This window comes from Corynebacterium sp. zg-331, assembly GCF_014267345.1.
In the GTDB taxonomy this organism is placed as follows: domain Bacteria; phylum Actinomycetota; class Actinomycetes; order Mycobacteriales; family Mycobacteriaceae; genus Corynebacterium.
The window spans coordinates 85,042-109,526 of record NZ_JACMYD010000004.1; the positions used below are offsets into that span (position 1 = coordinate 85,042).

Genomic DNA, 24,485 nt, shown 5'->3' on the forward strand with positions numbered 1-24,485 from the left:
ACGTCATGACGAATATCACGTTTCTGCATACCTCCGACCTGCAATGGGGCATGACTCGTTGGTTCCTCGACGCGGACGCCCAGGCGCGATTCGAGGCCGCCCGCCTCGATGCGGTTCACAGGATCGGAGAGATCGCCCGCGAGCGGGGGGCGGATTGTGTGGTGATGGCGGGGGATGTTTTTGATAGCAATAGCCTCTCCCGGCGCACCCAGGGCCGAGCCATGGAGGCCCTGGCGGGGATGGGGGTGCCGGTGTTCCTGCTTCCGGGCAATCACGATCCCTTGGTGGCGGACTCTCCCTTCTATGCCGCCGCCGACATTCCAGGAGTGACGATCCTGCGGGATCATGGTCCGGTGCGGGTGCGCGAGGGGGTGGAGCTGGTGGGGGCACCGCTGAAGGCCAAGTACGCGAGCACCGACCTGGTGGCGCGGGCACTGGCGGGTTTGGAGCCGACGCAGGGAATCCGGGTGGCGGTGGGCCACGGCCAGGTGGCGGGGCGGGCTGCGGAGCCGGATCCGGCGCTGATCGATCTCAAGAAGGTGGAAAGCGCGCTGGCGGCGGGGGTGATTGATTACCTGGCCCTGGGGGATACGCATTCCACGCAGCAGGTGGGGGCCAGCGGTCGGGTGTGGTTTTCCGGCGCCCCGGAGACGACGGACTTTCACGATCGCTCTCCGGGCACAAGCGGGGGCGAGGTGGATTCCGGCAACGTGCTGTGCGTGCGCATCGAGAAGACCATGACCGACAATGCCCGGGTGGAGGTGGAGAAGATCCCCGTGGGCTCGTGGCGCTTCGAGGCCCTGGACGCGGAGGTTAACAGCGACGCCGATGTGGCTGACTTTCTCGCCTCGCTGGCCGCCTACCCGCACAAGGACCGCACCGTGGTGAAGTATTCGCTGCGCGGCACGCTCGGGCTGGAACAGATGCGGGCCCTGGAAGCGGGGATCGAGAGGCGCGAGCCCGTTTTTGCGGCGCTCTACGAGCGTCGCCGTCTCATGGATCTGCACTTGGTGCCCAGTCCGGAGGAGATCGCGGGGGCGGATATCCGGGGTTTTGCGGCCGAGGCCCTGGAGGAGTTGTTGGCGGAGGATGAGATGGATGCGGTAAACCTCTTGTTGCGCCTGAGCGCGCGGGTGGAGGAACGAGCATGAAGATCCGCAGCCTCGTGGTGGATCATTTTCGCGGTATTGAGCACCTGGAGCTGCGCGGCGTGCCCGAGCGCGGCGTGGTGGTGATTTCCGGGGATAATGAACAGGGCAAGTCCACGCTCATGGAGGCGGTGCGGGCGGTGCTGCAGGAGCGGCACTCCGCGCGGAACAAAAAGGTCAAGGCCTGGCAGCCAGTGGGAACGGACGAGGCTCCCCAGGTGAGTCTGACGGCTACGATCGGCCCCTACGAGGTGGAGATCGACAAGAGATGGCTGCGCAGACCCGCCTGTACCCTGAGGGTGCGCGGCGAGGCCACGGATAATCTCAGCGGGCGGGAGGCCGACGATAGGATCGAGCGGTTGCTGGCCGAGCACACCGATGAGCGTCTCCTCGACGTGCTCTTCATGAAACAGGGTGAGGCCGCCGAGATGGCTGCGGCCGCGGGCATTCCCTCGCTGACTCAGGTGCTCGACGAGCACACCGGCCACGCGGCACGTGACGCCCAGGCCGATTCCGCCCTGGTGGAGGCCGCGATCCAGGAATACCGGCGCTATTATACCGAGACGGGCCGCTCACGAGGGGAACTACAGGCGGCGGAAAAAGAAGACGAGGAGGCCCGGGATGAGCTGGCTCGGGTGCGCGAGGAGACGCAGCGCCTGGCCGAGCAGGTAGAAAGGGTGGAGAACCTGCGCCGTCGCAAGGAGGAGGCGCGCGCTGCCCTGCCCGAGGCGCGGCGCGCGGCCACCGAGGCGGAAGCTCGGCATCGCGCGGCGGCCAAGGCCACCGAGGAGCGCGAACGGGCGCAAAAAGAATTGCGCGACGCCACCGTGCTCTGGGAGTCCGCCGAGGCGCGGTGCAAGGAGCGAAGGAAACTCGATGAGCAGTGCAAGGAATCCTCCGCCGCGCTGCGCGAGGTGGCCGCGCGGTACGAGGAAACCGCCCGCATAGCCGAGTCGGATAAGAAAACGCTTGCCAAGGCCACCGAGGAGCGCGACGAGGCCCGCGAGCGCTTGGCCGAGGCGAAGCACAAGCGCGCCGCCGCCGCCGAGGATCTGCACGCCGCTCGTGCCCGGAAGCGGTTAGCCGAACTCGACGCCACGCTCAACCGGGTGGCCGAGATCGACGAACGCTTGGCATCCCTGGGTAACCGCGAGGTGAGCCGGGCGCAGTGGCAAAAGGTTGAGAAAGCCTACGAGGAGGTGCGTGTGGCCCAGGCGGTGCGCAGTGCCACGGCGGCGCGGCTGATCCTGGAGGGGCCCGAGGAAGCGACGGTGTTTGTCGACGGCGAACTCTGCTCTGTGCCGGGGGAGGTGAAACTACACGAAGGAACCCGCCTGCGGATGGGGGAGGTGACCGCCGTGTATTCCCGGGGGGAAGACGAGGCGGCCCACGATCCGGTTGCCGCCGCCGAGGAGATCCTGTCGAGGCGATTGGCCCGTTTGGATTGCGGTTCCCTCGATGAAGCGCGCGCGGCGGCCGAGGCCACCGAGAAGCGCGCCCTGGTGCGCGCGGAACGCGAGGGGGTTCTCCACGGGCAGGATCCGGAGGAGCTGCGCGCGGAGCGCGAGGATATGCGTGCGTTCTTGACCGGGCGCGAGGCGGTTCCCGCCTTGGCCCAGGCCGAGGCCGCCGATAAGGAGGCGGCGGGTGTGCTCAGGGAGTGCGACGAGGCCGAGAATATCCTGGCGCAGGCCGTGGAGGAATTGCGCACCGGCTCCGCCGTGGTGGACCATGCGCGGGCGGAGGCCAACAAGGAATTGGCGGATCAACGCCACGCCGACCTAGAGGCGCGGTTGGCCCAGGCGAGGCGGGAGGCCACCGAGGAGGACCTGGCGCAGGTCGCCCGGGAGGCGGCCGCGCGCCGCGACTCCGCCCAGGTGGCCTACGAGCGGGCCAAGGCCGTCGAGGAGGGCACGGACCCCGAGCACAGCCGACGCCTGTGGCAGGGGGCAGTGGCGAAGTGCGAGACCCTGAGCGAGGAGGTGTCGCGTACCACCAGGGAACTCGACCGGCTGAGTAGCCACATCGAGGCCGCCCATGGCGTGGGGGAGCGCCTGGCCCAGGCGCAGGCCCAGGCGCAGGCCCGAGCGCGCCGGTTGGCGGCGGTGCATCGCCGTGCCGAGGCCGCCGCGACCGTGCGTGGGGCGCTGCTGCGCCACCGCGATGCCGCGCGCTCCCGCTATGCGGGTCCCTTTGCCCGGCAACTCACCGCCCTGGGCCGCACGGTGTTCGGCCGCGACGTGGAGTTTCGGCTCACCGAGGAGCTGGCGATCGGCGAGCGCGTCCTGGGCGGACGCAACATCGCGGTGCAGGATCTCTCCGGCGGTGCCCAGGAACAGGTGGCGCTGATGACGCGCTTTGCCATCGTGGAGCTAGTGGGTGATGCCATGCCCGTGTTCATCGATGATGCACTGGGCAGTACCGACCCCGAGCGCCTGGCGCTCATGTCCACGCTGCTAAGCCGGGTGGGCGAGGATCACCAGGTGTTTGTGTTGACCTGCGCGCCGCAGCGCTACGCTCAGGTGGTCGCGCAGCGCAGCTACCGGATCGAGGATCTCAAGAGCTCTTGACGGCGGAGCCTTCGATCTCGATGGCGATCTCCTCGGAGAGCATGAGCCCGCCCGCTTTCAATGGCATCTGGAAGTCGATGCCGTAGTCCTTGCGGTTGAGTGTGGTGGTGGCGCTAAAGCCCAGCCGGGTGGCTCCCATCGGGTCTTCCGCCTGGCCGATTACCTCCACGCTGAGGGTGACGGGCTTGGTGGTGCCCTTGATCGTCAGGTCACCGGTGACGGTGCCGGAGTGCTCGTCCACCATGTCGAAGGCGGTGGCGTTAAACGTCATCTCGGGGAAAGCCTCCGTGTCGAAGAAGTCGCCGCCCTTGACGTGGGCGTCGCGGTCGGCGTTGCCGGTATCGAGGGAAGCCACCTCGATGGTGGCGGTGACGGTGGAGCGCGAGGGCTCCGCGGCGTCGATGGTCAGGGTGGATTCGAAGGAGCGGAAGAAGCCGCGAACCTTGGAAACCATGGCGTGACGCACCACGAACCCCACGGTGCTGTGGGTGACGTCGAGGCTGTAGGTGCCGGTCAGAGGGGACATGATTTTTCCTTTCTGGATGGGTGCCTTTCGGCGGTGGGTACCATCGTAGCCAAATATGTTGATGTGTCAATATTCTGGGTGTGGGCCGCGCCGGACCGGGCCGCGTGGTTTCCTCGCGGCCGCGCAGCCTGGCTATGGTGAGGTCATGGCAATTGCACCGCGGTGGCTCACGGAGGAGGAGCAGGCCCTGTGGCGACTCCTCCTGGCTGCGATGAGGAAGATCGATCGCGTTCTGGATGAAACCCTCCAGGTGGGGCAGGACCTTTCCGCCTCGGAGTTTGCGGTGCTCGTCACCCTCTCGGAGGCCGACGGTCGTGTGCTGCGGCTGCGGGATCTGTGCCAGTGCCTCGATTGGGATCGCAGCCGGGCCTCGCACCTGGTCACCCGGATGGTCAGGCGCAACCTGGTGGCCAAGGGGCGCAGTGCGGGGGACGCGCGCGGGGTGGAGGTCTCCGTGACGGAGGAGGGGATGGAGCGGCTGCGGCGCGCGGCCCCGGAGCATGTGGAAAGCGTGCGCCGCCTGATCTTCGATCATCTCACCGAGGAGCAGGCTGCTCGGCTGGGGGAGTTTTTGCGGGGGGTGCTCGCCGTGGACAACGTTCCCGGGGTTCCCGGCTTTGTGGGTGCCCTGTGCGCGGGCCCGGATCGGGATGGGGGTGGCGCGGGGGTGAGTGGGCGCGACTAAAAAGGTCGGGTCGAGGGGGCGCTTTGGCTGGTGTGCGGCGCGTCTTCCAGGGGGTACGTGTGCTATTGCTTCTGCAGTCCATTCTATAAGGTAGACAATATAATGAAGCTAGCGGTGCTTCCGGTAATTTTTTCCTGCCGGAATGCTGGGTATTCGCCTATTCTCCGGTAGGGTCATGCTGGAATGACGTCAAGAACACATTAGTCGTTTCTGTGTCATCCACCACTCCTACTCGTGCTGAGATACGTTTGAATAAGGAAGGATCCTGTGATGATTCCACGCCTGGCTTCTTTTGGTCTACCATCGCTGGGCCATCGCGTCGCGGCCGCTCTTGCCGCCGTGGGCCTGGCCGCCGGGGTTGCGACCCCGGCCGTCGCCGTTCCCGAGGTGCCCGCGACCGGGTCCGTGGCCGGGGAGGCTCGCTCCGGGGAGGTGTTGGACTGGACCGGCATGGGGCCGCACGTGGCTCCCACGGATAACGTCGTGGCTTCCATGGCTGCGCAGGCCAAGTACACGAATCCCAGCCCCATCAACACGAACGTGGAATGCACCCCCGCGCCGGGGGAAAACCCCGTGATCTTCATTCACGGCATGTCGGCCAATTTCTACCAGACCTACGCCTCCTTCGCTCCCTACATTGCGGCGCAGGGAAAGTGCGTGTATGGCATGAATTATGGTGCCTTTAACGGTGCCGAGGGTACCGAGGGTAGTTCCCTGGCCGGTTCCATCCCGGGCGCGGATGCCCTGGCTCCTCTGGATTCCTCCCTCGCGGAGGTCACCGAGCAGATCGAACGGGTGAAGAAGAACACCGGTGCCACCGAGGTGGATCTCGTGGGCTATTCCGAGGGGGGTACGCTCGCCGCGGCCTACACCAAGAACGTGGGAGGCAAGGGGGTTGGCACCGTGGTCACCCTCGCCGGGGTGCTGCGCGGCACCTCCATGCTGGGGCTGTCCACCGTGGTCAATGGCCTGAACAACGCGGGCTCCTCCGTCGATTCCGTCATCGATAAGGTCGTGGGGCCGGGTGCGCGCGATCTGCTGGAGCACTCGGAGTTCATGGTGGGTCTGCGCGAGGGCGGCATCGAGGTGCCCGGCGTGCGCTACGTGGCCATCTCCACGCTCTTCGACGAGGCCGCCACCCCGCTGAGTCACAGCCAGTTCTCCGGCGGGGATCACCGCAACATCGTGCTCCAGGAGGGGTGCGTGCAGGACCGCTCCGATCACCTGGGCATCACGTTCTCCCCGCGCGCCTACGCGCTCACGGCCAACGCCCTGGGTCGGAACGTGGAGGTTCCCTGCACGGCGATGGCCGGCCCGCTGCCGGTGGGGGCATCCGCTGTAGGCTCCACGCAACTCAGCTCCTAGCTTTCCGGGCAGGACACGCCCCGCGGGTTCACTACCCCCGGAGCCATTGGGGCTGCGCGGGGTCGTGGCCAGATGATTGTGCTTCTCGACGAAACGCCTCCTCGGACGGTATTTGCTCGGCTCTTCCTCGGCATGCATCGCGTAGCCGAGGGGATAACGAGACCTCCAGGAATCCCGCGGCGTTCAGGGCCTCATAGCGTCAGGTCACGCCTGTGTGGCGGTGGCACGATGCATCTTTGGCGTAGGCGTGGTGCGACAAGACGATGGCCAACCCCCACCCCCGGGGGTGCCTCTGGGCGAGACTAACGCAGTGGTTCCATCTCGCTTTCCACTACCCACTGGTGATTCTTTATCTGCTCGCCCTCGGACTCGTAATCCACCGTGTACACCGTCTCATCGGTGGAAAAGGCGACGGTGGCCTGGGCCCCTTCCATGCCGGGCATGTGGCCTGCGATGAGTCGTATCTCGGAGCCGTCGGCAAGGCGGTCGTCTCCGGCGCCGTCGATCTCCTCCTGAACCACCCACTTGTGCTCGGTGCCCTCCGGCGTGGGGGCGTAATTCACCGCGTAGGCATACGTGTCGTATGCGCCCGAGACGGTGGCGCGCGCTCCCTCCATGCCGGGCATGTGATCGGCGGTCAGGCGCACCGCGGTGCCTACCGGATACGCGGGATTGGCGGCGGGAACGATCCCCTCGGGCGCCGGTCCACCGTCGGCGTGGTGGTGATGGGATTGCGCGGCGTCGGTGGTTTGCTCCGGTTCCGGGGTGGTCTCCGGAGCATTGTCTGCGCAGGCGGTGAGGGGGAGGATCAGAGCCAGGCTGGTAGACAGGAGTATTTTCTTCATTCCTCCACCGTAAATCATGGGCGGTGGGCTATACCACGCGATGCGTTCAAAACTCAGTACGTACACTATCTGGACTGACGGCATGCGGGGGAGAATGCGGTGACGCCCACGACCTGATTCCCCTTAAGCAGCCGACGCAGGCCACCGGGCCGCGTTTCGATTCCGGACCGCCCGTGGAGGGAGAAACCCAGCCGTGAGAAACAGAGACGAGGAGAAAACAAAACTCGGGTGAATAAATAGTGCCCCCGACAGGAGTCGAACCTGCGACCTACGGTACCGGAAACCGGCGCTCTATCCACTGAGCTACGGAGGCGGAAGCCCCGCAAACCGGAGCAACGCAGCGATTCTATCACCGGGCGCGTGGCAAACCTAACTGGGGTTCCCGGGATGCTGTCCCACCATGTTCATCATGTATTCCGCCACGCCGTGCGGATCCTCGTAGAAATCTCGCAGGGCGCGGAATGCCGTGGTCTCGCGCAGGGTGGTGCGTACCAGGCCCGCCTCGATAATCTCCCAGATGGTGGCGCCTGGAAAGGAAAGCAGGATGGGCGAGTGCGTGGCCACGATGATCTGCGCGCCCCGCTGCACGAGCGCGTGAAGCTGAGCCATCAGGGCCATCTGTCGGATCGCGGAGAGTCCGGCCTCCGGCTCGTCGAGGAGGTACAGGCCTTGGGGGTGAAAGTAGCAGTCGATGGCGCTCATCACGGATTCCCCGTGGCTTTTTCCCCGTAGGAGCCCGCAGAGCTCGGGGGCGTCTTCAAAATTATCCGGCACGTTGATGTGGGATTCCGCGCGCAGGTAGTACCCCTCCATGGCGCGTGGCCCCCGAACCACGGAGGCCACGCCCTGGAAGGGGCTTTCACCGCGGTCGGCGTCGTGGGGAGAGGGGTCGCCGCGCAGCCCGTAGGGGCCACCCTCGATGTTGAAGCCGCAGGCCACGGCGATGGCCTCGATGAGGGTGGACTTGCCCATCGCGTTTTCCCCGGTGATGAAGGTAACAGGGGAGTGTAGCGGCAGCGGGTGGCGCTCCACGGCCAGGATGGAGGGAATGTTGGCCGCCCACTCCGGCAGGCTGCGCCTGCGGAGATGCGGCTGGAAGAGAAAGAACGATTCCACAAAAAGATCAGGCATGGTCGCCCTCCACGAGGTAGCGGGCGGTGCCCTCGGGGTCGTCCACGAATTCCCTGGCGGCCTGCACGGCCTCGGCGCGGTGGAAGTCCACGGGGGTGATGCCGCTGGCGCCTATCTCCATGAGGGTGGAACCCGGAATGGCCATGAGGATGGGGGAGTGCGTGGCGATGAGGAATTGTGCGCTCTGCGCGGCCATGCGAGCGATGTGCCCGAGCAGCTCCAGTTGCCGCAGAATGGAAAGACCGGCCTCCGGTTCGTCCAAGATAAATAATCCCCCGCCGTGAAAGCGGTGCCGAATGATCTGCATGAGCGATTCCCCGTGGCTCATGCGGTTGAGGTGTTGATCTCCCGGAGCCTCGTTTCCGTAGGCAAGAGCCACACGAAAGTGCGTTTCTCCGCGTAAAAAGTATCCGTCGCTGGGATTTTGGGAGCGCACCAGGGTGAGGTACTTGTGCAGGCAGGAGGCGTCATCGGCACCCCGAACGGCGAGGTTGCGGGTGCCGCCTTGGGGGTGAAATCCCATGCCTATCGCTATGGCCTCGATGAGAGTGGACTTTCCGGCGCCGTTTTCCCCGGTGAGGACGGTGATGGGGGCGGAAAGGTCGAGGGGATGCTGGGCGAGGTGGCGCACTGCGGGCAGGCGGGCAACGTAGTCCTCGTGGATGTGGGAAAGGGGCATGTCGATGCGTGCGGCGCGGAGAAATCCCATGTCGCTTAGGCTAGCGCGTCCTCTCAAAAGTGAGTCTCATCATGAATTTCTGGTGTGGCCTCGTGCGTCTGCGATACTGAAATCTATTGCTTGAAGAAAGGTAACCCCATCGTGGATTCGCTCGCGCTTGCCGCCTTGGCGGGGGTCGCCCCGCTCATCACTTTTTTTGCTCTTCTCATGGGGCTCAAGTGGAAGGCCCTGTGGGCCGCGCTGGGTTCGGTAGCGGTGGGTCTGCTCGTGGCCGTCACTGCGTTCGACGCCGCGGCTATCGACGTCGTTCTTGCCCTCGCGCAGGGGGTATCTTTTGGCATCTTTCCCGTTATTTACATCATCGTCGCCGCAGTGTGGGTGTACGACCTCACGGTGGCCTCCGGACGCTTTGAGGATCTGCGCCTGGTGTTCTCCAAGGTTGGGCGCGGGGATATGCGCGTGCAGGCCATGCTCATCGGCTTTGCCTTCGGCGGCCTGCTGGAGGCCCTGGCGGGTTTCGGTGCGCCCATTGCCATCGTGGCCGCCATGCTTTATTCCATCGGGATGCGGCCCCTCAAGGCCGCCCTGGTCACCCTGGTCGCCAACGCCGCGCCGGTGGCCTATGGAGCGATGGCGATCCCGGTGACCACCGGTAGCGCCCTGGCGCAGCTGCCGGCGCAAGAGGTCGCGGGGCTCGTCGGCGCGCAGGTCTCCGTGCTGGCGCTGGTGGTGCCCTTCGTGCTCTGCTTCATCATGGACGGCTGGCGCGGCCTGCGCCAGGTGTGGCCGATGGCGCTGGTGTTGGGCGTGTCCTTCGGCGGCGGACAGTACCTGGCCGCCAATTACTTCGCCTACGAGCTCACCGACGTGGTGGCCTGCCTGCTCTCCCTGGCGGCGGGCCTGGTGCTGCTGCGGATGTGGAGCCCCACCACCCCGGACGAACAGGCCTCCCGTTCCTCGGGCCAGCAGTCAGAACTGCGCCCGGTTGCGGTGGCCCTGGCGCTCTTTCCCTACGTGTTGATCGTTGCGGTGTTTGCCGTGGCCAAGCTGTGGCGCCTCGGCGTGGACGTTCCCAGTCTGCTGGCCGGCACGGACGTGGTGATCGACTGGCCACGCCTGGGCACCACCTTCACCCTGAACTGGCTTTCCGGTCCCGGCACCATGCTGATGCTGTGTGGCCTCATCACGGTGGCGGTGTTGAGCGTCTGCGATGGCGGCGGGGATTACCAGCTGGGGTGGCGCGCCGGGCTTGCCCAGCTGAGCGGCGGGATCCTGCGTATGCGGATGTCCTATTTCACCATCGCCGCGGTCATGGGCCTGGCCTACGTGATGAACTTCTCCGGTCAGACCGCCGCCATCGGCGCGCTGCTGGCCTCCACCGGGGCGCTCTTCCCGCTTATCTCCCCGGTGCTGGGGTGGTTGGGCACCTCGGTGACGGCCTCGGCCACCTCCTCGAACGCGCTGTTTGCCCAGATGCAGGCCACCACCGCTGTCCAGGTGGGGGCCGATCCCGGCCTGTTGGTGGCGGCCAATACCTCCGGTGCCACCCTGGGCAAGATGCTTGCCCCGCAGACGGCGGCCATCGCGGCGGCGGCCACCCAGATGGAGGGTGGGGAATCGAGGATCCTGGCCGCCGTGGTCCGGTACTCCCTGCCGTTGTTGGCGGGAATGTGCCTGCTGGTATTCCTGCAATCGGCCGTGGGCTAGACTTCCCCCTTATGACTCCCGTTGAGCTTTCCTCTTTGATCCGCCGCCGCGCCGCCCTGGTGCTGGCCGAGCACGACCTCGACGCCTCGGTGCTCCCGGAGCAGGTGACGGTGGAACGCCCGCGCAACCCCGAGCATGGCGATTATGCCACGAACCTGGCTTTGCAGGTGGGCAAGAAGGCCGGGGCGAACCCCCGGGAGTTAGCGCAGTGGCTGGCGGATTCCCTGGCGGAGGAGGGGGCCATCGTGTCCGCGGAGGTCGCAGGACCCGGATTTTTGAACCTGCGCCTGGCCGCCGCGGCGCAGGGCGAGATCATTGCCCGGGTGTGGGAGCAGGGCGCGCGATACGGTTGCAACGATCTCTACCGGGGAACCACGGTGAATCTGGAGTTCGTTTCCGCCAATCCCACCGGCCCCATCCACCTGGGCGGTACCCGCTGGGCGGCGGTGGGCGATTCCCTCGGGCGCGTGCTGGAGGCCGCGGGCGCCGAGGTGACTCGGGAGTACTACTTCAATGACCATGGCGAGCAGATCGACCGCTTCGCCCGCTCCCTGGTGGCCGCCGCCAAGGGGGAACCCACCCCCGACGATGGGTATGGTGGGGACTACATCGCGGACATCGCCACCGAGGTGTTCAAGCAGCGCCCCGACGTCCTCGATCACAGCCCGGAGGACGCCCAGGAGATCTTCCGCAACCTGGGCGTGGACATGATGTTTAGCCACATCAAGGAGTCCCTCCACGAGTTCGGCACGGACTTCGATGTGTTCTTCCACGAGAACTCCCTCTTCGAATCCGGCGCGGTGGACGCCGCCATCGCCACGCTGAAGAACAACGGCCACCTGTACCCCAAGGACGGGGCCTGGTGGCTGCGCACCACGGACTTTGGCGACGATAAGGATCGCGTGGTGCTCAAGTCCGACGGCAACGCCGCCTACATCGCTGGCGACATCGCTTACATCGGGGATAAGATCGGCCGCGGCCATGACCTGTGCATTTACATGCTGGGCGCGGACCACCACGGCTACATTAAGCGCCTCAAGGCCGCGGCCGAGGCCCTGGGCTACGCCGCGGATCAGGTGGAGGTACTCATCGGGCAGATGGTTAATCTGGTGCGCGATGGCAAGCCCGTGCGCATGTCCAAGCGCGCCGGGACCGTCATTACCCTCGACGATCTGGTGGAGGCCATTGGCGTGGACGCTGCCCGCTACTCCCTGGTGCGTTCCTCGGTGGACTCCTCCCTGGACATCGACCTCGGATTGTGGGCCTCGCAGTCGGCGGATAACCCCGTGTATTACGTGCAGTACGCCCACGCGCGTCTGTGCTCGCTGCGCCGCAAGGCTCAGGAGGTGGGGGCGCTCAGCGATGAGGGCCCCGATTACTCCCTGCTCACCCACGAGCGCGAGGGCGATCTGATCCGCACGCTGGGCGAATACCCTGCTGTGGTCAAGGCGGCCGCGCAGCTGCGGGAGCCGCATCGCCTGGCGCGTTACTGCGAGGAGCTGGCGGGGGTGTTCCACCGCTTCTACGATCGCTGCCAGATCCTGCCCAAGGAGGGCGAGGAGCTGGCAGCGATCCACACCGCCCGGCTCTCCCTGGCGGGGGCGACCCGCCAGGTGCTGGCCAACGCCTTAAGCCTGGTGGGGGTGCGCGCTCCCGAGCGCATGTAAAGGGCGGGGGAGTAGTGCGCGCGCGAAGGGGCAGTGTAGCCTAACGCGCATACGTTATTGTCCGTAATACAGTGCGCGGCAGCATCGGGCCTAGCCCGGCCCGCCCGAGGAAATGCCAAAGGAACCGATGGACGCCGATACGTTCAATGAGTTGCCCAGCCACGTGTGGCCCGCTCATGCCCGCCGTCAGGAGGACGGCGTGGTGACGATCGCGGGGGTGCCGCTCCCGGAGATCGTGGAGGAATATGGCAGCCCCGTGCTGGTGATGGACGAGGCGGACTTTCGCTCCCGGTGCCGGGCGATGGCGCGAGCCTTCGGCGCCCCGAGCAACGTGCACTATGCGGCCAAGGCCTTTCTGAGCCGGGCGGTGGCGCGCTGGGTGGAGGAGGAGGGTCTTTCCCTCGACGTGGCCTCCGATAACGAGTTGCAGATCGCGCTGGCGGCGGGTTTTCCGGCGGGCCGCATCGCCGCACACGGCAATAACAAGACGCCGGCGTTCCTGCGTCGTTGCGTCACCGAGAAGGTCGGCGGGGTGATCCTGGATTCCTTCCAGGAGATCGATCGCCTGGCCGAGGCGGCGCACGAGGCTGGGATGATCCAGCCGGTGCTGGTGCGGGTCAAGCCGGGGATCAAGGCGCACACGCACGAGGCGATCGCCACGGCCCACGAGGATCAGAAGTTCGGGTTTTCCCTGGCCTCGGGCTCCGCGCTGCGCGCCGCCCGCGAGGCACTCGAAAGCCCGCACCTGCGCCTGGTGGGTTTGCACTGTCACGTGGGGTCCCAGGTTTTTGATGCCGAGGGCTTTTCCCTGGCCGCCGAGCGGGTGCTGGGGCTGGTAGAGCAGATCGTCGAGGAGCTGTCCCCCCTGCACCCCGGTGGGCGCGCGGGGCTGGCGGCCCAGCTGTCCACGCTGGATCTCGGTGGCGGCTACGGCATAGCCTACCTGCCGGAGGAAAATCCGCTGGACGTGGCGGCCGTGGCCGAGGACCTGCTGGGCAAGGTGCGCCAGCGCGCCGAGGAGCTGGGCCTGCCCACGCCCACGGTCACCGTGGAGCCCGGCCGTGCCATCGCCGGGCCCTCCACGGTGACGGTCTACACCGTGGGCACGGTCAAGGACGTCCACGTGGACGACGAGCGCACCCGCCGCTATCTTTCCGTGGACGGGGGGATCTCGGACAATATCCGCCCGGTGCTCTATGGGGCGAGCTACGATGCCCGTGTGGTCTCTCGCTTCGTGGACGGCACCCCGGTGGACAGCCGCGTGGTGGGCTCGCACTGCGAGTCGGGGGACATCCTGATCGAGGACGCGCAGCTGCCCGACGATATTGGCCCCGGGGACCTGCTCGCGCTTCCCGCCACGGGGGCGTACTGCTACGCGCTGTCGAGCCGGTATAACGCCTTCGGTCGCCCCCCGGTGATCACCGTAGCCTCCGGGGCGGCGAGCGTGATGCTGCGCCGGGAGACGGTGGCGGATTTCCTGGCCCTGGAGCCGGAGGAACAGTAGCCTCACACCCGGGGTGGATGATAATCGTGCCATCCGCGGCCTCCTTGACCTATAGTGAGGCGGAAAGATTGGACACGATTTTCTGGGAGAACGATGACTACCACGGGCGCGCAGGGCTGTCACGAAGGCAAGGTCGAGGGCCGTGAGGTGGGCGTGGCCATTTTGGGCCACGGCACCGTGGGTTCCGAGGTGCGCCGCCTTATGGAGGCCAACGCCGATGCCTTCAGGTACCGCATCGGCGGTCCGTTGGCGCTGCGCGGAGTGGCGGTATCCAACCCCACCAAGCACAGCGCCACCCTGCCGGAGGAGCTGCTTTTCGACGACGCGATGGAGCTCATCGCGCGCGAGGACGTGGACATCGTGGTGGAGGTCATCGGCGGCATCGACTACCCTCGCCAGCTCGTGCTAGCCGCGCTCAACGCCGGTAAGTCCGTGGTGACCGCGAATAAGGCCCTGGTGGCCGCCCATGCCGACGAGTTGGCCGCTGCCGCTGAGGCCGCCGGGGTGGACCTCTACTTCGAGGCCGCCGTGGCCGCCGCGATCCCGGTGGTGGGCATGCTGCGTCGTTCCCTTGCGGGCGACCAGATCGAGCGCGTCTCCGGCATCGTTAATGGCACCACGAACTTCATCCTGGACGCGATGGACCAGACTGGTGCCTCCTATGACGACATGCTCGCTGAGGCCACCCGCCTGGGCTATGCCGAGGCCGATCCCACCGCAGACGTGGAGGGCCACGACGCCGCCTCCAAGGCCGCGATCATGGCCTCCCTGGCCTTCCATACCAGGGTCAAGGCCTCCGACGTGTATTGCGAGGGCATCACCGCGATTACCGCCGACGACATCGCCGCGGCCAAGGACGCCGGGTACACCATCAAGCTCCTGGCGATCTGCGAAAAGATCAGGGATAAGAATGGCCGGGAATCCGTCTCCGCGCGGGTGCACCCCACCCTGGTGCGGCGGGATCACCCGCTGGTCAGCGTGAGCGGCTCCTACAACGCGGTCTTCGTGGAGGCCGAGGCGGCGGGCCGGTTGATGTTCTACGGCAACGGGGCCGGGGGCAACCCCACGGCCTCGGCCGTGCTGGGCGACCTGGTGGGAGCTGCGCGCAACAAGGTGCACGGTGGCCGCGCCCCGGGAGAGTCCACCTATGCCAACCTGGCGGTGGCGGACTTCGGGGACGTGCCCACCCGCTATCACATCGACATGCACGTGCGCGATCGCGTGGGCGTGCTCGCGGAGATCTCGGCGGTGTGCGCGCGCAATGGCATTTCCCTGCGCACGGTGCGCCAGGAGGAGCGCGACGACGCCGCGCGGCTGATCCTGCTCACCCATACCGCCTCCGAGGAACATCTGGATGCCACGGTCAAGGAGCTGTCCACCCTGGACGACGTGCTCACCGTGGACACGGTGATCCGACTGGCGGAATAGAAGTTGAAGGAAAACACACGATGAGCGTGGAATTAGAGGTGGGGCGCCGCGCGGTGGTGCGCGTGCCCGGCTCCACGGCGAACCTTGGCCCCGGCTTTGACACCCTGGGCATGGCGGTGAGCATCTATGACACCGTGGAGGTGGAGGTCATCGGCTCCGGCCTGGAGGTGGTGATCCACGGCGAGGGGGAGGAAGACCTGCCCCGGGACTCCTCTCACCTGGTGGTCAAGGCCCTGCACGCGGGCCTCGCGGCGGCGGGCGCGATCGCCCCGGGCCTGCGCCTGGTGTGTACCAACGGGATCCCGCAGTCGCGCGGACTGGGGTCCTCGGCCGCCGCGGCGGTGGCCGGGGTGCTTGCGGCCAACGCCCTGGCGGGTTTCCCGCTGGACGAGGAGCGCCTGGTGCAGCTGTCCTCCACCTTCGAGGGGCATCCGGATAACGCCGGGTCCTCGGTGCTGGGTCGGGCGGTGGTCTCCTGGACGGAGATCCCCGTGGACGGGCGCAGCCACCCGGTGTATCGGGCGGTCTCCATCCCGGTGCACGAGGGCATTCGGGCCACGGCCCTGGTGCCGGACTTTCACGCCTCCACCCAGGCGGTGCGTCGCGTGCTGCCCAGCCACGTCACGCACACCGATGCCCGGTTCAACGTCTCGCGCACCGCGGTGATGACGGTGGCGCTGCAGAGTCACCCGGAGCTGCTGTGGGAGGGTACCAGGGATCGCCTGCACCAGCCCTACCGGGCGGACGTGCTGCCGGTGACGGCGGAGTGGATCAATCGCTTGCGCAACCGGGGTTATGCGGCCTACCTGTCCGGGGCGGGACCCACCGTGATGGTGCTGTCCACCGAGCCGGTGGACTCGGCCATCCTGGCGGAGGCCCGCGAGGCGGGCCTGGCGGTGCACGAGTTGGAGGTGGCGGCCAAGCCCACGGTGCAGGTGGGTACGGCCTAGGCGGAGTCGTCGTCGAAGACGATGGTGCACCTGCAGTTGGTGCGCAGCGGGATCACCCGGGTGCTGTCCGGGGCGCTGAGGAATTCTTGGAAGAACCCCTCGTGCATCCCGCAGACCGAGGGGTGCGGGGGAGTCGATTCCCGGACGAAGGGGCAGGCGCGCAAGTCGATAGCGTGATCCCGCTCGCGCAGCTCGGGATCGAAGCCGAGCTTTTGGAGCTTTTCCATGAGCTCCTCGACGGTTCCCGATCCCTCGGACTGCGCCCAGCGCCGCCCGATCTCGTGGGCCTGATCCGGCTCGATGGCCGGGGCCAGGTGCTTGATGAGGGTGAGGTATTCCTGGGCCACCGCCCGGGTATCGGGAATCTTGGCCTGGAAGATCAGGGTGGGTCTGCCGCGACCCTGGGCGGGGGCGGTGTGCTGGCTCACGGCCTGGTGCGCCAGCAGCTCCTCGAGGTGCCCGCGCACGGTATTGGAATGCATCCCCAGGCGATCGGCCAGCTCCGCTGCGCTGGCCCCGTGTGGGAACTCGCGCAGGGTGCGCAGGACGAGGGCCTGTTTGGGGCTGAGGGTGAGTGTCTCGGGGAGGAATTCGGTGGCGGCGCGCGGGGGGTGCTGCGAGGCCTCGGGCACGAATACTCCTTGGTAAGAGGAAAGACGTCAGATGAAAACGACGCTAATCTTAACCTCCGTGCTATCCGTGCGCGACCTCGGCGAGTATGAGTTCGGTTACGCTTTGCTTATGGCTTATCTCCGGGACCGGGTAGCGCGATGATCTCGTATTCGCCCGCGGCGAGGTGCTTGCGCAGGTCTTTCTTATCGAACTTGTTCACCGAGGTCTTATCGATGCTGTCCACGAAGGTCCAGTATTCGGGGAGCATCCAGTGCGGCAGGGAAGCGCGTAGACGCTCGCGCAGCATGATCGCGGTCTCGACGGTGGGTTCGAAGGGATCGTGGAGCACCGTGACCACCAGGGGACGCTCCCCCCACTTTTTGTCCGGATAACCGATCACGGCGGCCTCCACCACCTCGGAGGCCTCCATGACCAGGTTTTCGAGCAGGGCGGAGTAGATCCACTCGCCCCCGGAGCGGATCACGTCGCGGGCACGGTCGTGGATCGTCAGGTAGCCGTCGGAGGTCACGGAGCCGACGTCGCCGGTGCGGAGCCAGCCGTCGGCGGTAAATTGCTCCGGGGGCCGTGCCTCCAGGGAATCGGCATAGCTGGCGGCCACGAGGTTGCCGCGCACCTGGATCTCCCCCTGGTTGCGGTCGGTGGCGGAGACGACCTTGCCGTCGTTGACCACCCGGTATTCCAGGGAGGCCGGGAATCGGCCCTGGCTGATGCGGTACGTCCAGCGTGCCTCGCCGGATACCCCGGCCGGGGGGCGGGAGACCGTGCCCACGGTGGAGGTCTCCGTCATACCCCACACGTGGATCACGTCCACGCCGTAGCGCTCTTCCCACATGCGGATGAGGATGGGCGGGGCGGGGGAGCCGCCCACGTAGATCTCCACCAGGGACATCCGTTCCGGGGGATGATGCAGGTAATGCACCATGAGCTGCATCCACACCGTGGGCACCCCGTGGGCCACCCGGGGATGGGTGGCGGCGATCAGTTCGGCCAGGGTGGTGGGGGAGAGATCCTCCCCGGGGAAAATCAGCGGTGCGCCGGCCATGAAGGCGGCGTAGGGCACCCCCCAGCTGAGCACGTGGAAGATGGGCACGCAGCACAGAAAGGATTCGCCCTCGGTGATGGCGAAGGAATCCGTGGTGCGCAATTCCATCGCCATCAGGTACATGGAGCGGTGGGAATAGGCCACGGGCTTGGCCGGCCCGGTGGTGCCGGTGGAATAGCACAGGGCCGCCGCGGTATTTTCGTCCAGGGTCGGCCACGGATAGACGGTGGGGCGGCCGTCGAGAAGCTCCTCGTAGGAGTGCACCGCCACGGTGGCGGGAAAATCCTCCCGCGGCAGGGGCCCCACCCCGGTCAAGAGCACCGCGCGCACGCTGGGGCAGTCCGCTACGACGGTACCCAGCTGCCCCGCCAGGCGGGTATCGGCCACGATCACCTCCACCTGGGCGTGCCGGATCATGTGCCTGATCTGACCGTCCATGAGGTTCTTGTTCAGCGGGGTGAGCACCGCGCCCATCGCGGGTACGGCCAGGATGGTTTCTAGGTGTTCGGTGCAGTTATCCATGAAGGTGCCCACGCGCTGGTCCCCGGTGATGCCGAGGCTCTCGTGGAGGGCGTGGGCCAGGGCTGCCGCCCGCGCGCCGACCTCCGCGAAGGTACTGTGCTCAGCGCTTCCGTTCTCCCAGGTGGTCACGGTGGTATCACCGTGAACAGTGGTCCCGTAGGTGAGGATGCTAGCGAGGGACAGCGGGATGTCCTGCATTGTGGACTGCATGAAATCTACTGTAACCGCCCCGAGGCCAGGGGCGGGTACGTATCCGCGCCGTCGATGGGCTAGAATGTAAGGAGATCAATCCCCGAGCGTAGGATTGAGTATGTTTTCGTGGGGTTCGCCATTACCTCTCTGACGTAAGAGGGTGCGTCCACGGGCGCGGTTCCGCATGGTTTTCTTTTCGATGAAACGCTGCGGTGTCGCCGATAATAACTTTTTGACACAGCTTCTGGGAACACCGGAGAACGGGCGTGATGAACCGCCCGAGCTTATCTCGTATCACGTCCGGTCAAGCGATGAAAGGACATCTGTGACCACACCGGAGAATGCCGCCCCCTCGGGCGGTTCCGAGCACAACCTGGCGAGCCTACGCATTCCCGAATTACGAGCCATGGCCGCGAGCATGGGGTTGAAAGGAATATCGGGGCTGCGAAAATCCGAACTGATTGATGCCATCGAGGGGCGGGGACCGCACGCAGATACCCGGAGGGAGAACACGAGGATCATGGCGAAGGAACCAGAGGAATTGGTTGATCGGGTCATCGTGGATCACGCCCCCGAGGAAAGCGATCGGCGCGAGGCCTCCGATCGTCGCCGCACCGAGGCCCCGCAGGTCCGAGCCGAGGAGGGGACGCGCAACGAGGAACAGTCGGAGGGGCATCACTACGAGTCGCGCGCCGCCGCGCGCCGCGCGCGCCGCAACCGCGCTCGCCAGCAGCACCGGGAGGATCACCACGGCGCCGAGCAGGGCTCCGAGGAGACCCAGGCGGATCAGGATCGCCGCGAGGGGCGCGAGCAGACCGAACAGCGCGCCGGGCGCAATAATCGCCGTAACAATCGGCGCAACAATCGGAGGGGCCGCCAGAGCGAGGGTGGCCGCGAGGGCAACGAGCCGCTGGCCCCCGAGGAACTGGAGCAGGTTGCCGGCATCCTGGACATGGTAGATAACAACGTGGCCTTCCTGCGCACCACGGGCTATCATCCTTCCTCCGCGGACGTGTACGTCAGCAACCAGCTGATCCGTAAGTGCGGGTTGCGCGGCGGCGATGCCATCGTGGGCCAGGTCAAGCAGGGACAGACGCAAACCCGCGGTCACGGGCGTAACAAGCAAAAGTACAACAACCTGGTGCGCGTGGATACCGTCAATGGCATGTCGGTGGACGAGGCCCGGCAGCGCCCGCACTTTTCTAAGCTCACCCCGCTGTACCCCAACCAACGCCTGCGCCTGGAGACCGAGCAAAGGATCCTCACCACCCGCGTGATCGACCTCATCATGCCCATCGGCAAGGGGCAGCGCGCGTTAATCGTCTCCCCGCCCAAGGCCGGCAAGACCACCATCTTGCAGAACGTGGCCAACGCGATCTCCACCAATAACCCCGAGTGCTACCTCATGGTGGTGCTGGTAGACGAGCGTCCGGAGGAGGTCACCGATATGCAGCGCTCGGTTCATGGCGAGGTGATCGCGTCCACCTTCGATCGCCCGCCGAGCGAGCACACCGCCGTGGCGGAGCTGGCCATCGAGCGGGCCAAGCGCCTGGTGGAGCAGGGGCGCGACGTGGTGGTGCTGCTGGACTCCATCACCCGCCTGGGCCGGGCCTACAATAACTCCTCCCCGGCCTCCGGTCGCATTCTTTCCGGCGGCGTGGATTCCAATGCCCTCTACCCCCCCAAACGCTTCCTGGGGGCCGCCCGTAACATCGAAAACGGCGGCAGCCTCACGATCATCGCCACCGCGATGGTGGAGACCGGATCGGCGGGCGATACCGTGATCTTCGAGGAGTTCAAGGGCACCGGCAACGCGGAGCTCAAGCTGGATCGCAAGATCTCCGAGCGGCGCGTGTTCCCGGCCGTAGATGTGGGTCCCTCCGGCACCCGCAAGGACGAGCTGCTGCTGGCCCCGGAGGAGGCCCGGCTGGTGCACAAGCTGCGCCGCATCCTGGCGGCCCTGGACAATCAGCAGGCCATCGATCTGCTCATCAAGCAGCTGAAAAAGACCAAGAACAACGGCGAGTTCCTCATGCAGGTGGCCTCCTCCGCACCGATGGCCGCGCGCGAGGACGAGGAGGATTATTCCTAAGATGGCAGGTCAGGTTTCGGCCGTCGATGACGTGCTTTCCGAGTACCAGGGCATCGAGGCGCAGATGGCCGACCCCGAGGTGATCGGGGATCAGGGCCAGTTCCGTAAGCTTTCCAAGCGCTACACCCAGCTGCAGCCCATCGTGAAGGTGGCCACCGATCTCGAACAGGTGCGGGCCGACCTCGCGGACGCCCGAGAGATGGCCCGCGAGGATCGCGAGTTTCAGGCCGAGGTGCAACGCCTGGAGGCCGCCCAGGTGGACCTGGAGGAAAAACTGGCGGACCTGTTGGCCCCGCGCGATCCCCATGATGGCGACGACATCATCATGGAGATCAAGGCCGGGGCCGGCGGCGAGGAGGCCGCCCTGTTTGCCGGGGACCTGGTGCGCATGTACGAGAAGTACGCGGACAAGCACGACTTCGCCTACGAGGTCCTGGGGCTCGCGGAGTCCGATCTTGGCGGAGTCAAGGACATGACCCTGTCCATTCGGGCCAAGAATCCCTCCCGCGACGGCGCCTGGAGCGTGTTTAAGTTCGAGGGCGGCGTGCACCGCGTCCAGCGCGTACCGGTCACGGAGTCCCAGGGGCGCATTCAGACCTCGGCGGCGGGCGTGCTGGTGTACCCGGAGCCCGACGAGGTGGAGCAGGTGGAGATCGACGAGAAGGACATCCGCGTCGATGTGTACCGCTCCTCCGGCAAGGGCGGCCAGGGCGTGAACACCACGGACTCTGCCGTGCGCATCACCCATTTGCCCACCGGGCTGGTGGTGACCTGTCAGAAGGAACGCTCGCAGATTCAAAACAAGGCCCGCGCCATGCAGGTGCTGGCCGCCCGTCTCCAGCAGATCAGGGAGGACGAGGCGCAGGCCGAGGCCGCCGAGGGGCGTGCCAAGCAGGTGCGCACGATGGATCGCTCCGAGCGCATCCGCACCTATAACTGGCCGGAGAACCGCATCTCCGATCACCGCATCGGGTTCAAGGCCAATAACCTCGATCAGGTGCTCGACGGTAATCTCGACGACCTGTTCACCGCCCTGCAGGCCGCCGAGCGCGCCGAGCGCCTCGAGGCGGAATGACGCTGCGCGCTCGCCTGGCGCGGGCCTGGGAGGATCTCGCCCGCGCCGGGGTGCCCAGCCCGGAGACGGACGCCCGGGAGATCGCGGCGCACCTCCTGGGCTGCCCCCCGCTGGAGGTGGGGTGGCGGCCGGGGACGCTTCCCGCGCAGTACGAGGATTTGGTGGCGCGGCGGGTCGCCCGCGAACCGCTGCAGCACATCCTGGGGTGGGCCCCCTTTGGGCCGCTGACCCTGGAGGTGGGTCCGGGGGTGTTCATTCCTCGCCCGGAGACCGAGGTGCTGGCCGATTGGGCGGTCCGCGTGCTGCGCGGCATCGATAGGCCCCTGGTGGTGGATCTGTGCACGGGATCCGGCGCGCTGGCGGCCTACATCGCGTATGCCCGCGGTGACGCCCGCGTGATCGCGGTGGAACGCAGCCCCGAGGCGGCCGAGTGGGCGCGGCGCAACCTAGGCCCACGGGGGGTGGAGCTGCGCGAGGGCGATGCCACCGACCCCCGCTTGTTGGCCGACGTGGCCGGCCGGGTAAACCTGGTGGTGAGCAACCCACCGTATGTACCCTGCAGCCAGGGCCTGCCCGCCGAAGTCTATCACGATCCGCCCGAGGCGGTTTTTGCCGGAACAGACGGGATGAGCGTGATTCGGCGCCTGGTGGGTCCCGCGGCGCAGCTGTTGGCGCCCGGGGGACGCCTGGGCATCGAGCACGACGACGCCACCGCCGGGCTCACGGCGGACCTGGTGGCGCGGTGCGCGGATCTCAGCGGTCCTGTGGCCCTCAAGGATCTCTCCGGTAGGGATCGTTTTGTCACGGCGAGTAAGCTGAGCAACTGACCGTGAAGACACCGCCGCGACCCGCAAGGGTAGGAAAGGGGTGGACCCGATGGGGGCCATCGTGAGTTGCATGGATGCCCGCACCCGCGCACAGATCATCGCCGCCGCCGCGCAGCGCGCGCGGGAGGGCGCGCTGGTGGTGCTGCCCACCGACACCCTCTACGGAATCGGCGCGGATGCCTTCAACAACGAGGCGGTGGCCGCCCTGCTGGCTACCAAGCGGCGCGGATCGGACTATCCGGTGCCGGTGTTGGTGGGCTCCTGGGACACCCTGGCCGGACTGGTGGATTCCTTGAGCCAGACCGCGCGTACCCTCGTGGAGGCCTTTTGGCCCGGCGGGTTGTCCCTGGTGGTGCGCCAGGCCCCCTCGCTGCCCTGGAATCTGGGTGATACCCAGGGCACGGTGATGGTGCGGATGCCCAATCACCCGGTGGCCCTGCAGCTGCTGCGCGAGGTCGGCCCGATGGCGGTATCCTCCGCCAATCTGCACGGTCATCAGCCTCCCATCACGGCCGGTGAGGCGCGGCGCCAGTTGGGCGACGCCGTCGATACCTACCTCGACGCCGGGCGTGCCACGGTGGGTAAGCCCTCGACCATCGTCGATCTCACGGCGCAGGAACCCGTGATCCTGCGCGAGGGTGCCCTCAGCGCCGGCAGGATCGCGGAGGCACTCGGCATCCCCGAGGGGGAGCTGCGCGTTCGAGACTCCGGGGGAGCGGCCTAGATGGCGGTGGGGGTGGCGGGTGTGCCGCTGCGGGAGCTGGGGCTGGTGCTCCTGGTGGCTGCGGCGGTGACCTTCCTGAGCACCGGGGCCGTGCGCTACCTGGTGCTGCGCTCGGGCCGAGTGGCGGAGATCCGGGCTCGCGATGTTCACGTACAACCCACCCCCAGTCTGGGCGGGGTGGCGATGTTCACCGGCTTTCTCTCCGCCGTGCTGGTGGCCAATCAGCTGCCCGCGCTCACCCGTGGTTTTATGCCGATCACCCCGGAGATGAACGCCGTGGTGTGGGCCGGGGCGGCGATCGTGGTGGTGGGCATCATCGATGATTCGTACGAACTCGATGCCTTGACCAAGCTCATCGGGCAGCTGCTGGGCGCGGTGGTGATGAGCCTGCTGGGCTTGTCCTGGACGCTGCTGTACTTTCCGGCGGGGGAGGGTACCACGGTGGTACTAGATCAAGTCCAGTCTACGGTCTTGACCGTTTTCTTTACCGTGCTGCTCATCAATGCAGTGAACTTTGTCGATGGGCTCGACGGCCTGGCCGCGGGACTGGGCATGATCGCCGGTGGAGCGATCCTGCTCTTTTCCTTGACCGTCCTGCACGATCAGGGCGGGGCCGTCTCCGCCTATCCCCCGGCGATCATCGCCGCGGGACTGGTGGGTATGTGCGCGGGCTTTCTGCCGCACAATTTTGAGCCCTCGCGGATCTTTATGGGGGACTCCGGTTCCATGCTCATCGGCCTACTGTTGGCGGCGGCCTCCACCTCGGCCTCGGGCAAGATCAATATGTCCCTGTACGGCGCGGTGGACGTGGTGGCCCTCATGAGCCCCTTGATCGTGGTGCTAGCGGCGGTCTTTGTGCCGGTGCTCGACCTGGTGATGGCGGTGGTGCGCCGCTTGGCTCAGGGGCGGTCCCCCTTCTCCGCCGATCGCCTGCATCTGCATCATCGCCTGCTCTCCCTAGGCCACACGCACCGACGCACGGTGCTGGTGCTCTACCTGTGGGTCTCGGTGGTGGCCTTTGGGGCGGTGGCCTTTTCCGTGGTCCCGCCCTCGGTCGCGCTCGGCGGCACCGCGCTTGCCCTGCTGGCGGCCGCGGGGCTCACGGCGGTTCCGCTGCGGCGACGACGCCGGGCCGCTCACGGCTTAGACGCGCGGTAGAATCTCCCGGGTGAG

The 24,485-nt window shown here is 66.8% G+C and carries 20 protein-coding genes and 1 tRNA gene; 14 read left to right on the forward strand and 7 right to left on the reverse strand.

Translation table 11 applies throughout. The annotated features are described in order from the left end of the window. Window positions 1-5: 5 nt before the first annotated feature. Entirely contained in the window at window positions 6-1,151 is a 1,146-nt protein-coding gene (locus tag H7347_RS06270) for a DNA repair exonuclease (protein WP_152822357.1), read from the forward strand. Further along, the gene (locus H7347_RS06275) at window positions 1,148-3,718 is read left to right on the forward strand and encodes an AAA family ATPase (RefSeq protein WP_152822360.1); all 2,571 of its coding nucleotides are present in this window, start codon (window positions 1,148-1,150) and stop codon (window positions 3,716-3,718) included. The genes H7347_RS06270 and H7347_RS06275 overlap by 4 nt, the downstream gene beginning before the upstream one ends. Here the strand turns inward: H7347_RS06275 and H7347_RS06280 are convergent. Continuing rightward, window positions 3,705-4,244, reverse strand: coding sequence for a YceI family protein (locus H7347_RS06280; RefSeq protein ID WP_152822363.1), 540 nt, complete (start codon window positions 4,242-4,244; stop codon window positions 3,705-3,707). The genes H7347_RS06275 and H7347_RS06280 overlap by 14 nt on opposite strands. Window positions 4,245-4,389: 145 nt before the next feature. On the opposite strand from H7347_RS06280, the gene H7347_RS06285 reads away from it, so the two are divergent. Continuing rightward, window positions 4,390-4,929 carry a MarR family winged helix-turn-helix transcriptional regulator gene (locus H7347_RS06285; RefSeq protein WP_152822366.1) on the forward strand — a complete coding sequence of 180 codons (540 nt, stop codon included), beginning with the start codon at window positions 4,390-4,392 and terminating at the stop codon, window positions 4,927-4,929. Between the two features lie 270 nt (window positions 4,930-5,199). Further along, window positions 5,200-6,294: a triacylglycerol lipase gene (locus H7347_RS06290; protein WP_227659052.1), complete on the forward strand. Its 1,095-nt coding sequence runs from the start codon at window positions 5,200-5,202 to the stop codon at window positions 6,292-6,294. Between the two features lie 302 nt (window positions 6,295-6,596). Here H7347_RS06290 and H7347_RS06295 read toward each other — a convergent pair whose 3' ends face one another. From H7347_RS06295 to H7347_RS06310, 4 genes are all read right to left on the reverse strand, one after another. Continuing rightward, the gene (locus H7347_RS06295) at window positions 6,597-7,139 is read right to left on the reverse strand and encodes a YdhK family protein (protein ID WP_152822372.1); all 543 of its coding nucleotides are present in this window, start codon (window positions 7,137-7,139) and stop codon (window positions 6,597-6,599) included. A gap of 240 nt (window positions 7,140-7,379) precedes the next feature. Then, a tRNA-Arg gene (locus tag H7347_RS06300) sits at window positions 7,380-7,452 on the reverse strand. A gap of 56 nt (window positions 7,453-7,508) precedes the next feature. Beyond that, the gene (locus tag H7347_RS06305; protein WP_152822375.1) at window positions 7,509-8,270 is read right to left on the reverse strand and encodes an AAA family ATPase; all 762 of its coding nucleotides are present in this window, start codon (window positions 8,268-8,270) and stop codon (window positions 7,509-7,511) included. Then, window positions 8,263-8,979 (reverse strand): AAA family ATPase, encoded by a 717-nt coding sequence (locus tag H7347_RS06310; protein ID WP_152822377.1) that lies wholly within the window; start codon window positions 8,977-8,979, stop codon window positions 8,263-8,265. The genes H7347_RS06305 and H7347_RS06310 overlap by 8 nt, the downstream gene beginning before the upstream one ends. 90 nt (window positions 8,980-9,069) lie before the next feature. Here H7347_RS06310 and H7347_RS06315 point away from each other — a divergent pair, with 90 nt between their 5' ends. From H7347_RS06315 to thrB, 5 genes are all read left to right on the forward strand, one after another. Next, a complete protein-coding gene (locus H7347_RS06315) occupies window positions 9,070-10,656 on the forward strand; it encodes an L-lactate permease (protein WP_152822380.1) in 1,587 nt (528 codons plus the stop codon). An 11-nt stretch (window positions 10,657-10,667) separates the two neighbouring features. Then, entirely contained in the window at window positions 10,668-12,323 is a 1,656-nt protein-coding gene (argS, locus tag H7347_RS06320) for an arginine--tRNA ligase (protein WP_152822383.1), read from the forward strand. 112 nt (window positions 12,324-12,435) lie between these two features. Beyond that, window positions 12,436-13,827 carry a diaminopimelate decarboxylase gene (gene lysA, locus H7347_RS06325; RefSeq protein WP_370513927.1) on the forward strand — a complete coding sequence of 464 codons (1,392 nt, stop codon included), beginning with the start codon at window positions 12,436-12,438 and terminating at the stop codon, window positions 13,825-13,827. 93 nt (window positions 13,828-13,920) lie between these two features. Continuing rightward, window positions 13,921-15,255 carry a homoserine dehydrogenase gene (locus H7347_RS06330; protein WP_152822386.1) on the forward strand — a complete coding sequence of 445 codons (1,335 nt, stop codon included), beginning with the start codon at window positions 13,921-13,923 and terminating at the stop codon, window positions 15,253-15,255. 20 nt (window positions 15,256-15,275) lie between these two features. Further along, on the forward strand, window positions 15,276-16,205 hold the full coding sequence (gene thrB, locus H7347_RS06335; RefSeq protein WP_152822389.1) for a homoserine kinase: 930 nt from the start codon (window positions 15,276-15,278) through the stop codon (window positions 16,203-16,205). Here thrB and H7347_RS06340 read toward each other — a convergent pair. Together H7347_RS06340 and H7347_RS06345 are read right to left on the reverse strand one after the other, a co-directional pair. Next, the gene (locus H7347_RS06340) at window positions 16,202-16,837 is read right to left on the reverse strand and encodes a helix-turn-helix domain-containing protein (RefSeq protein WP_152822392.1); all 636 of its coding nucleotides are present in this window, start codon (window positions 16,835-16,837) and stop codon (window positions 16,202-16,204) included. The two genes, thrB and H7347_RS06340, sit on opposite strands and share 4 nt — an antisense overlap. Window positions 16,838-16,944: 107 nt before the next feature. Continuing rightward, window positions 16,945-18,612, reverse strand: a complete 1,668-nt coding sequence (locus H7347_RS06345) for a long-chain fatty-acid--CoA ligase (RefSeq protein ID WP_152822395.1) — start codon at window positions 18,610-18,612, stop codon at window positions 16,945-16,947. A gap of 388 nt (window positions 18,613-19,000) precedes the next feature. On the opposite strand from H7347_RS06345, the gene rho reads away from it, so the two are divergent. Genes rho through H7347_RS06370 form a run of 5 tightly spaced genes read left to right on the forward strand, consistent with a single transcriptional unit; the run spans window position 19,001 to window position 24,470 of the window. Then, window positions 19,001-20,686: a transcription termination factor Rho gene (gene rho, locus H7347_RS06350; RefSeq protein ID WP_370513932.1), complete on the forward strand. Its 1,686-nt coding sequence runs from the start codon at window positions 19,001-19,003 to the stop codon at window positions 20,684-20,686. A 1-nt stretch (window position 20,687) separates the two neighbouring features. Then, window positions 20,688-21,761 carry a peptide chain release factor 1 gene (gene prfA / locus H7347_RS06355; RefSeq protein WP_152822398.1) on the forward strand — a complete coding sequence of 358 codons (1,074 nt, stop codon included), beginning with the start codon at window positions 20,688-20,690 and terminating at the stop codon, window positions 21,759-21,761. Then, on the forward strand, window positions 21,758-22,588 hold the full coding sequence (locus tag H7347_RS06360; RefSeq protein WP_152822402.1) for a HemK/PrmC family methyltransferase: 831 nt from the start codon (window positions 21,758-21,760) through the stop codon (window positions 22,586-22,588). Before prfA ends, H7347_RS06360 begins: the two co-directional genes overlap by 4 nt. A gap of 49 nt (window positions 22,589-22,637) precedes the next feature. After that, complete coding sequence (locus H7347_RS06365) at window positions 22,638-23,312, forward strand: L-threonylcarbamoyladenylate synthase (protein WP_152822404.1); 675 nt, start codon at window positions 22,638-22,640, stop codon at window positions 23,310-23,312. Further along, window positions 23,313-24,470 (forward strand): MraY family glycosyltransferase, encoded by a 1,158-nt coding sequence (locus H7347_RS06370; RefSeq protein WP_152822407.1) that lies wholly within the window; start codon window positions 23,313-23,315, stop codon window positions 24,468-24,470. The last annotated feature ends 15 nt before the right edge of the window (window positions 24,471-24,485 follow it).

What these genes read in the sequence shown, in the direction of transcription:
- H7347_RS06270 (WP_152822357.1), top strand. Translation starts at nt 6, where the DNA reads ATGACGAATATCACGTTTCTGCATACCTCCGACCTGCAATGGGGCATG.
- H7347_RS06275 (WP_152822360.1), top strand. Translation starts at nt 1,148, where the DNA reads ATGAAGATCCGCAGCCTCGTGGTGGATCATTTTCGCGGTATTGAGCAC.
- H7347_RS06280 (WP_152822363.1), bottom strand. Translation starts at nt 4,244, where the DNA reads ATGTCCCCTCTGACCGGCACCTACAGCCTCGACGTCACCCACAGCACC.
- H7347_RS06285 (WP_152822366.1), top strand. Translation starts at nt 4,390, where the DNA reads ATGGCAATTGCACCGCGGTGGCTCACGGAGGAGGAGCAGGCCCTGTGG.
- H7347_RS06290 (WP_227659052.1), top strand. Translation starts at nt 5,200, where the DNA reads ATGATTCCACGCCTGGCTTCTTTTGGTCTACCATCGCTGGGCCATCGC.
- H7347_RS06295 (WP_152822372.1), bottom strand. Translation starts at nt 7,139, where the DNA reads ATGAAGAAAATACTCCTGTCTACCAGCCTGGCTCTGATCCTCCCCCTC.
- H7347_RS06305 (WP_152822375.1), bottom strand. Translation starts at nt 8,270, where the DNA reads ATGCCTGATCTTTTTGTGGAATCGTTCTTTCTCTTCCAGCCGCATCTC.
- H7347_RS06310 (WP_152822377.1), bottom strand. Translation starts at nt 8,979, where the DNA reads ATGGGATTTCTCCGCGCCGCACGCATCGACATGCCCCTTTCCCACATC.
- argS (WP_152822383.1), top strand. Translation starts at nt 10,668, where the DNA reads ATGACTCCCGTTGAGCTTTCCTCTTTGATCCGCCGCCGCGCCGCCCTG.
- lysA (WP_370513927.1), top strand. Translation starts at nt 12,436, where the DNA reads ATGCCAAAGGAACCGATGGACGCCGATACGTTCAATGAGTTGCCCAGC.
- H7347_RS06330 (WP_152822386.1), top strand. Translation starts at nt 13,921, where the DNA reads ATGACTACCACGGGCGCGCAGGGCTGTCACGAAGGCAAGGTCGAGGGC.
- thrB (WP_152822389.1), top strand. Translation starts at nt 15,276, where the DNA reads ATGAGCGTGGAATTAGAGGTGGGGCGCCGCGCGGTGGTGCGCGTGCCC.
- H7347_RS06345 (WP_152822395.1), bottom strand. Translation starts at nt 18,612, where the DNA reads ATGCAGTCCACAATGCAGGACATCCCGCTGTCCCTCGCTAGCATCCTC.
- rho (WP_370513932.1), top strand. Translation starts at nt 19,001, where the DNA reads ATGGCCGCGAGCATGGGGTTGAAAGGAATATCGGGGCTGCGAAAATCC.
- prfA (WP_152822398.1), top strand. Translation starts at nt 20,688, where the DNA reads ATGGCAGGTCAGGTTTCGGCCGTCGATGACGTGCTTTCCGAGTACCAG.
- H7347_RS06360 (WP_152822402.1), top strand. Translation starts at nt 21,758, where the DNA reads ATGACGCTGCGCGCTCGCCTGGCGCGGGCCTGGGAGGATCTCGCCCGC.
- H7347_RS06365 (WP_152822404.1), top strand. Translation starts at nt 22,638, where the DNA reads ATGGGGGCCATCGTGAGTTGCATGGATGCCCGCACCCGCGCACAGATC.
- H7347_RS06370 (WP_152822407.1), top strand. Translation starts at nt 23,313, where the DNA reads ATGGCGGTGGGGGTGGCGGGTGTGCCGCTGCGGGAGCTGGGGCTGGTG.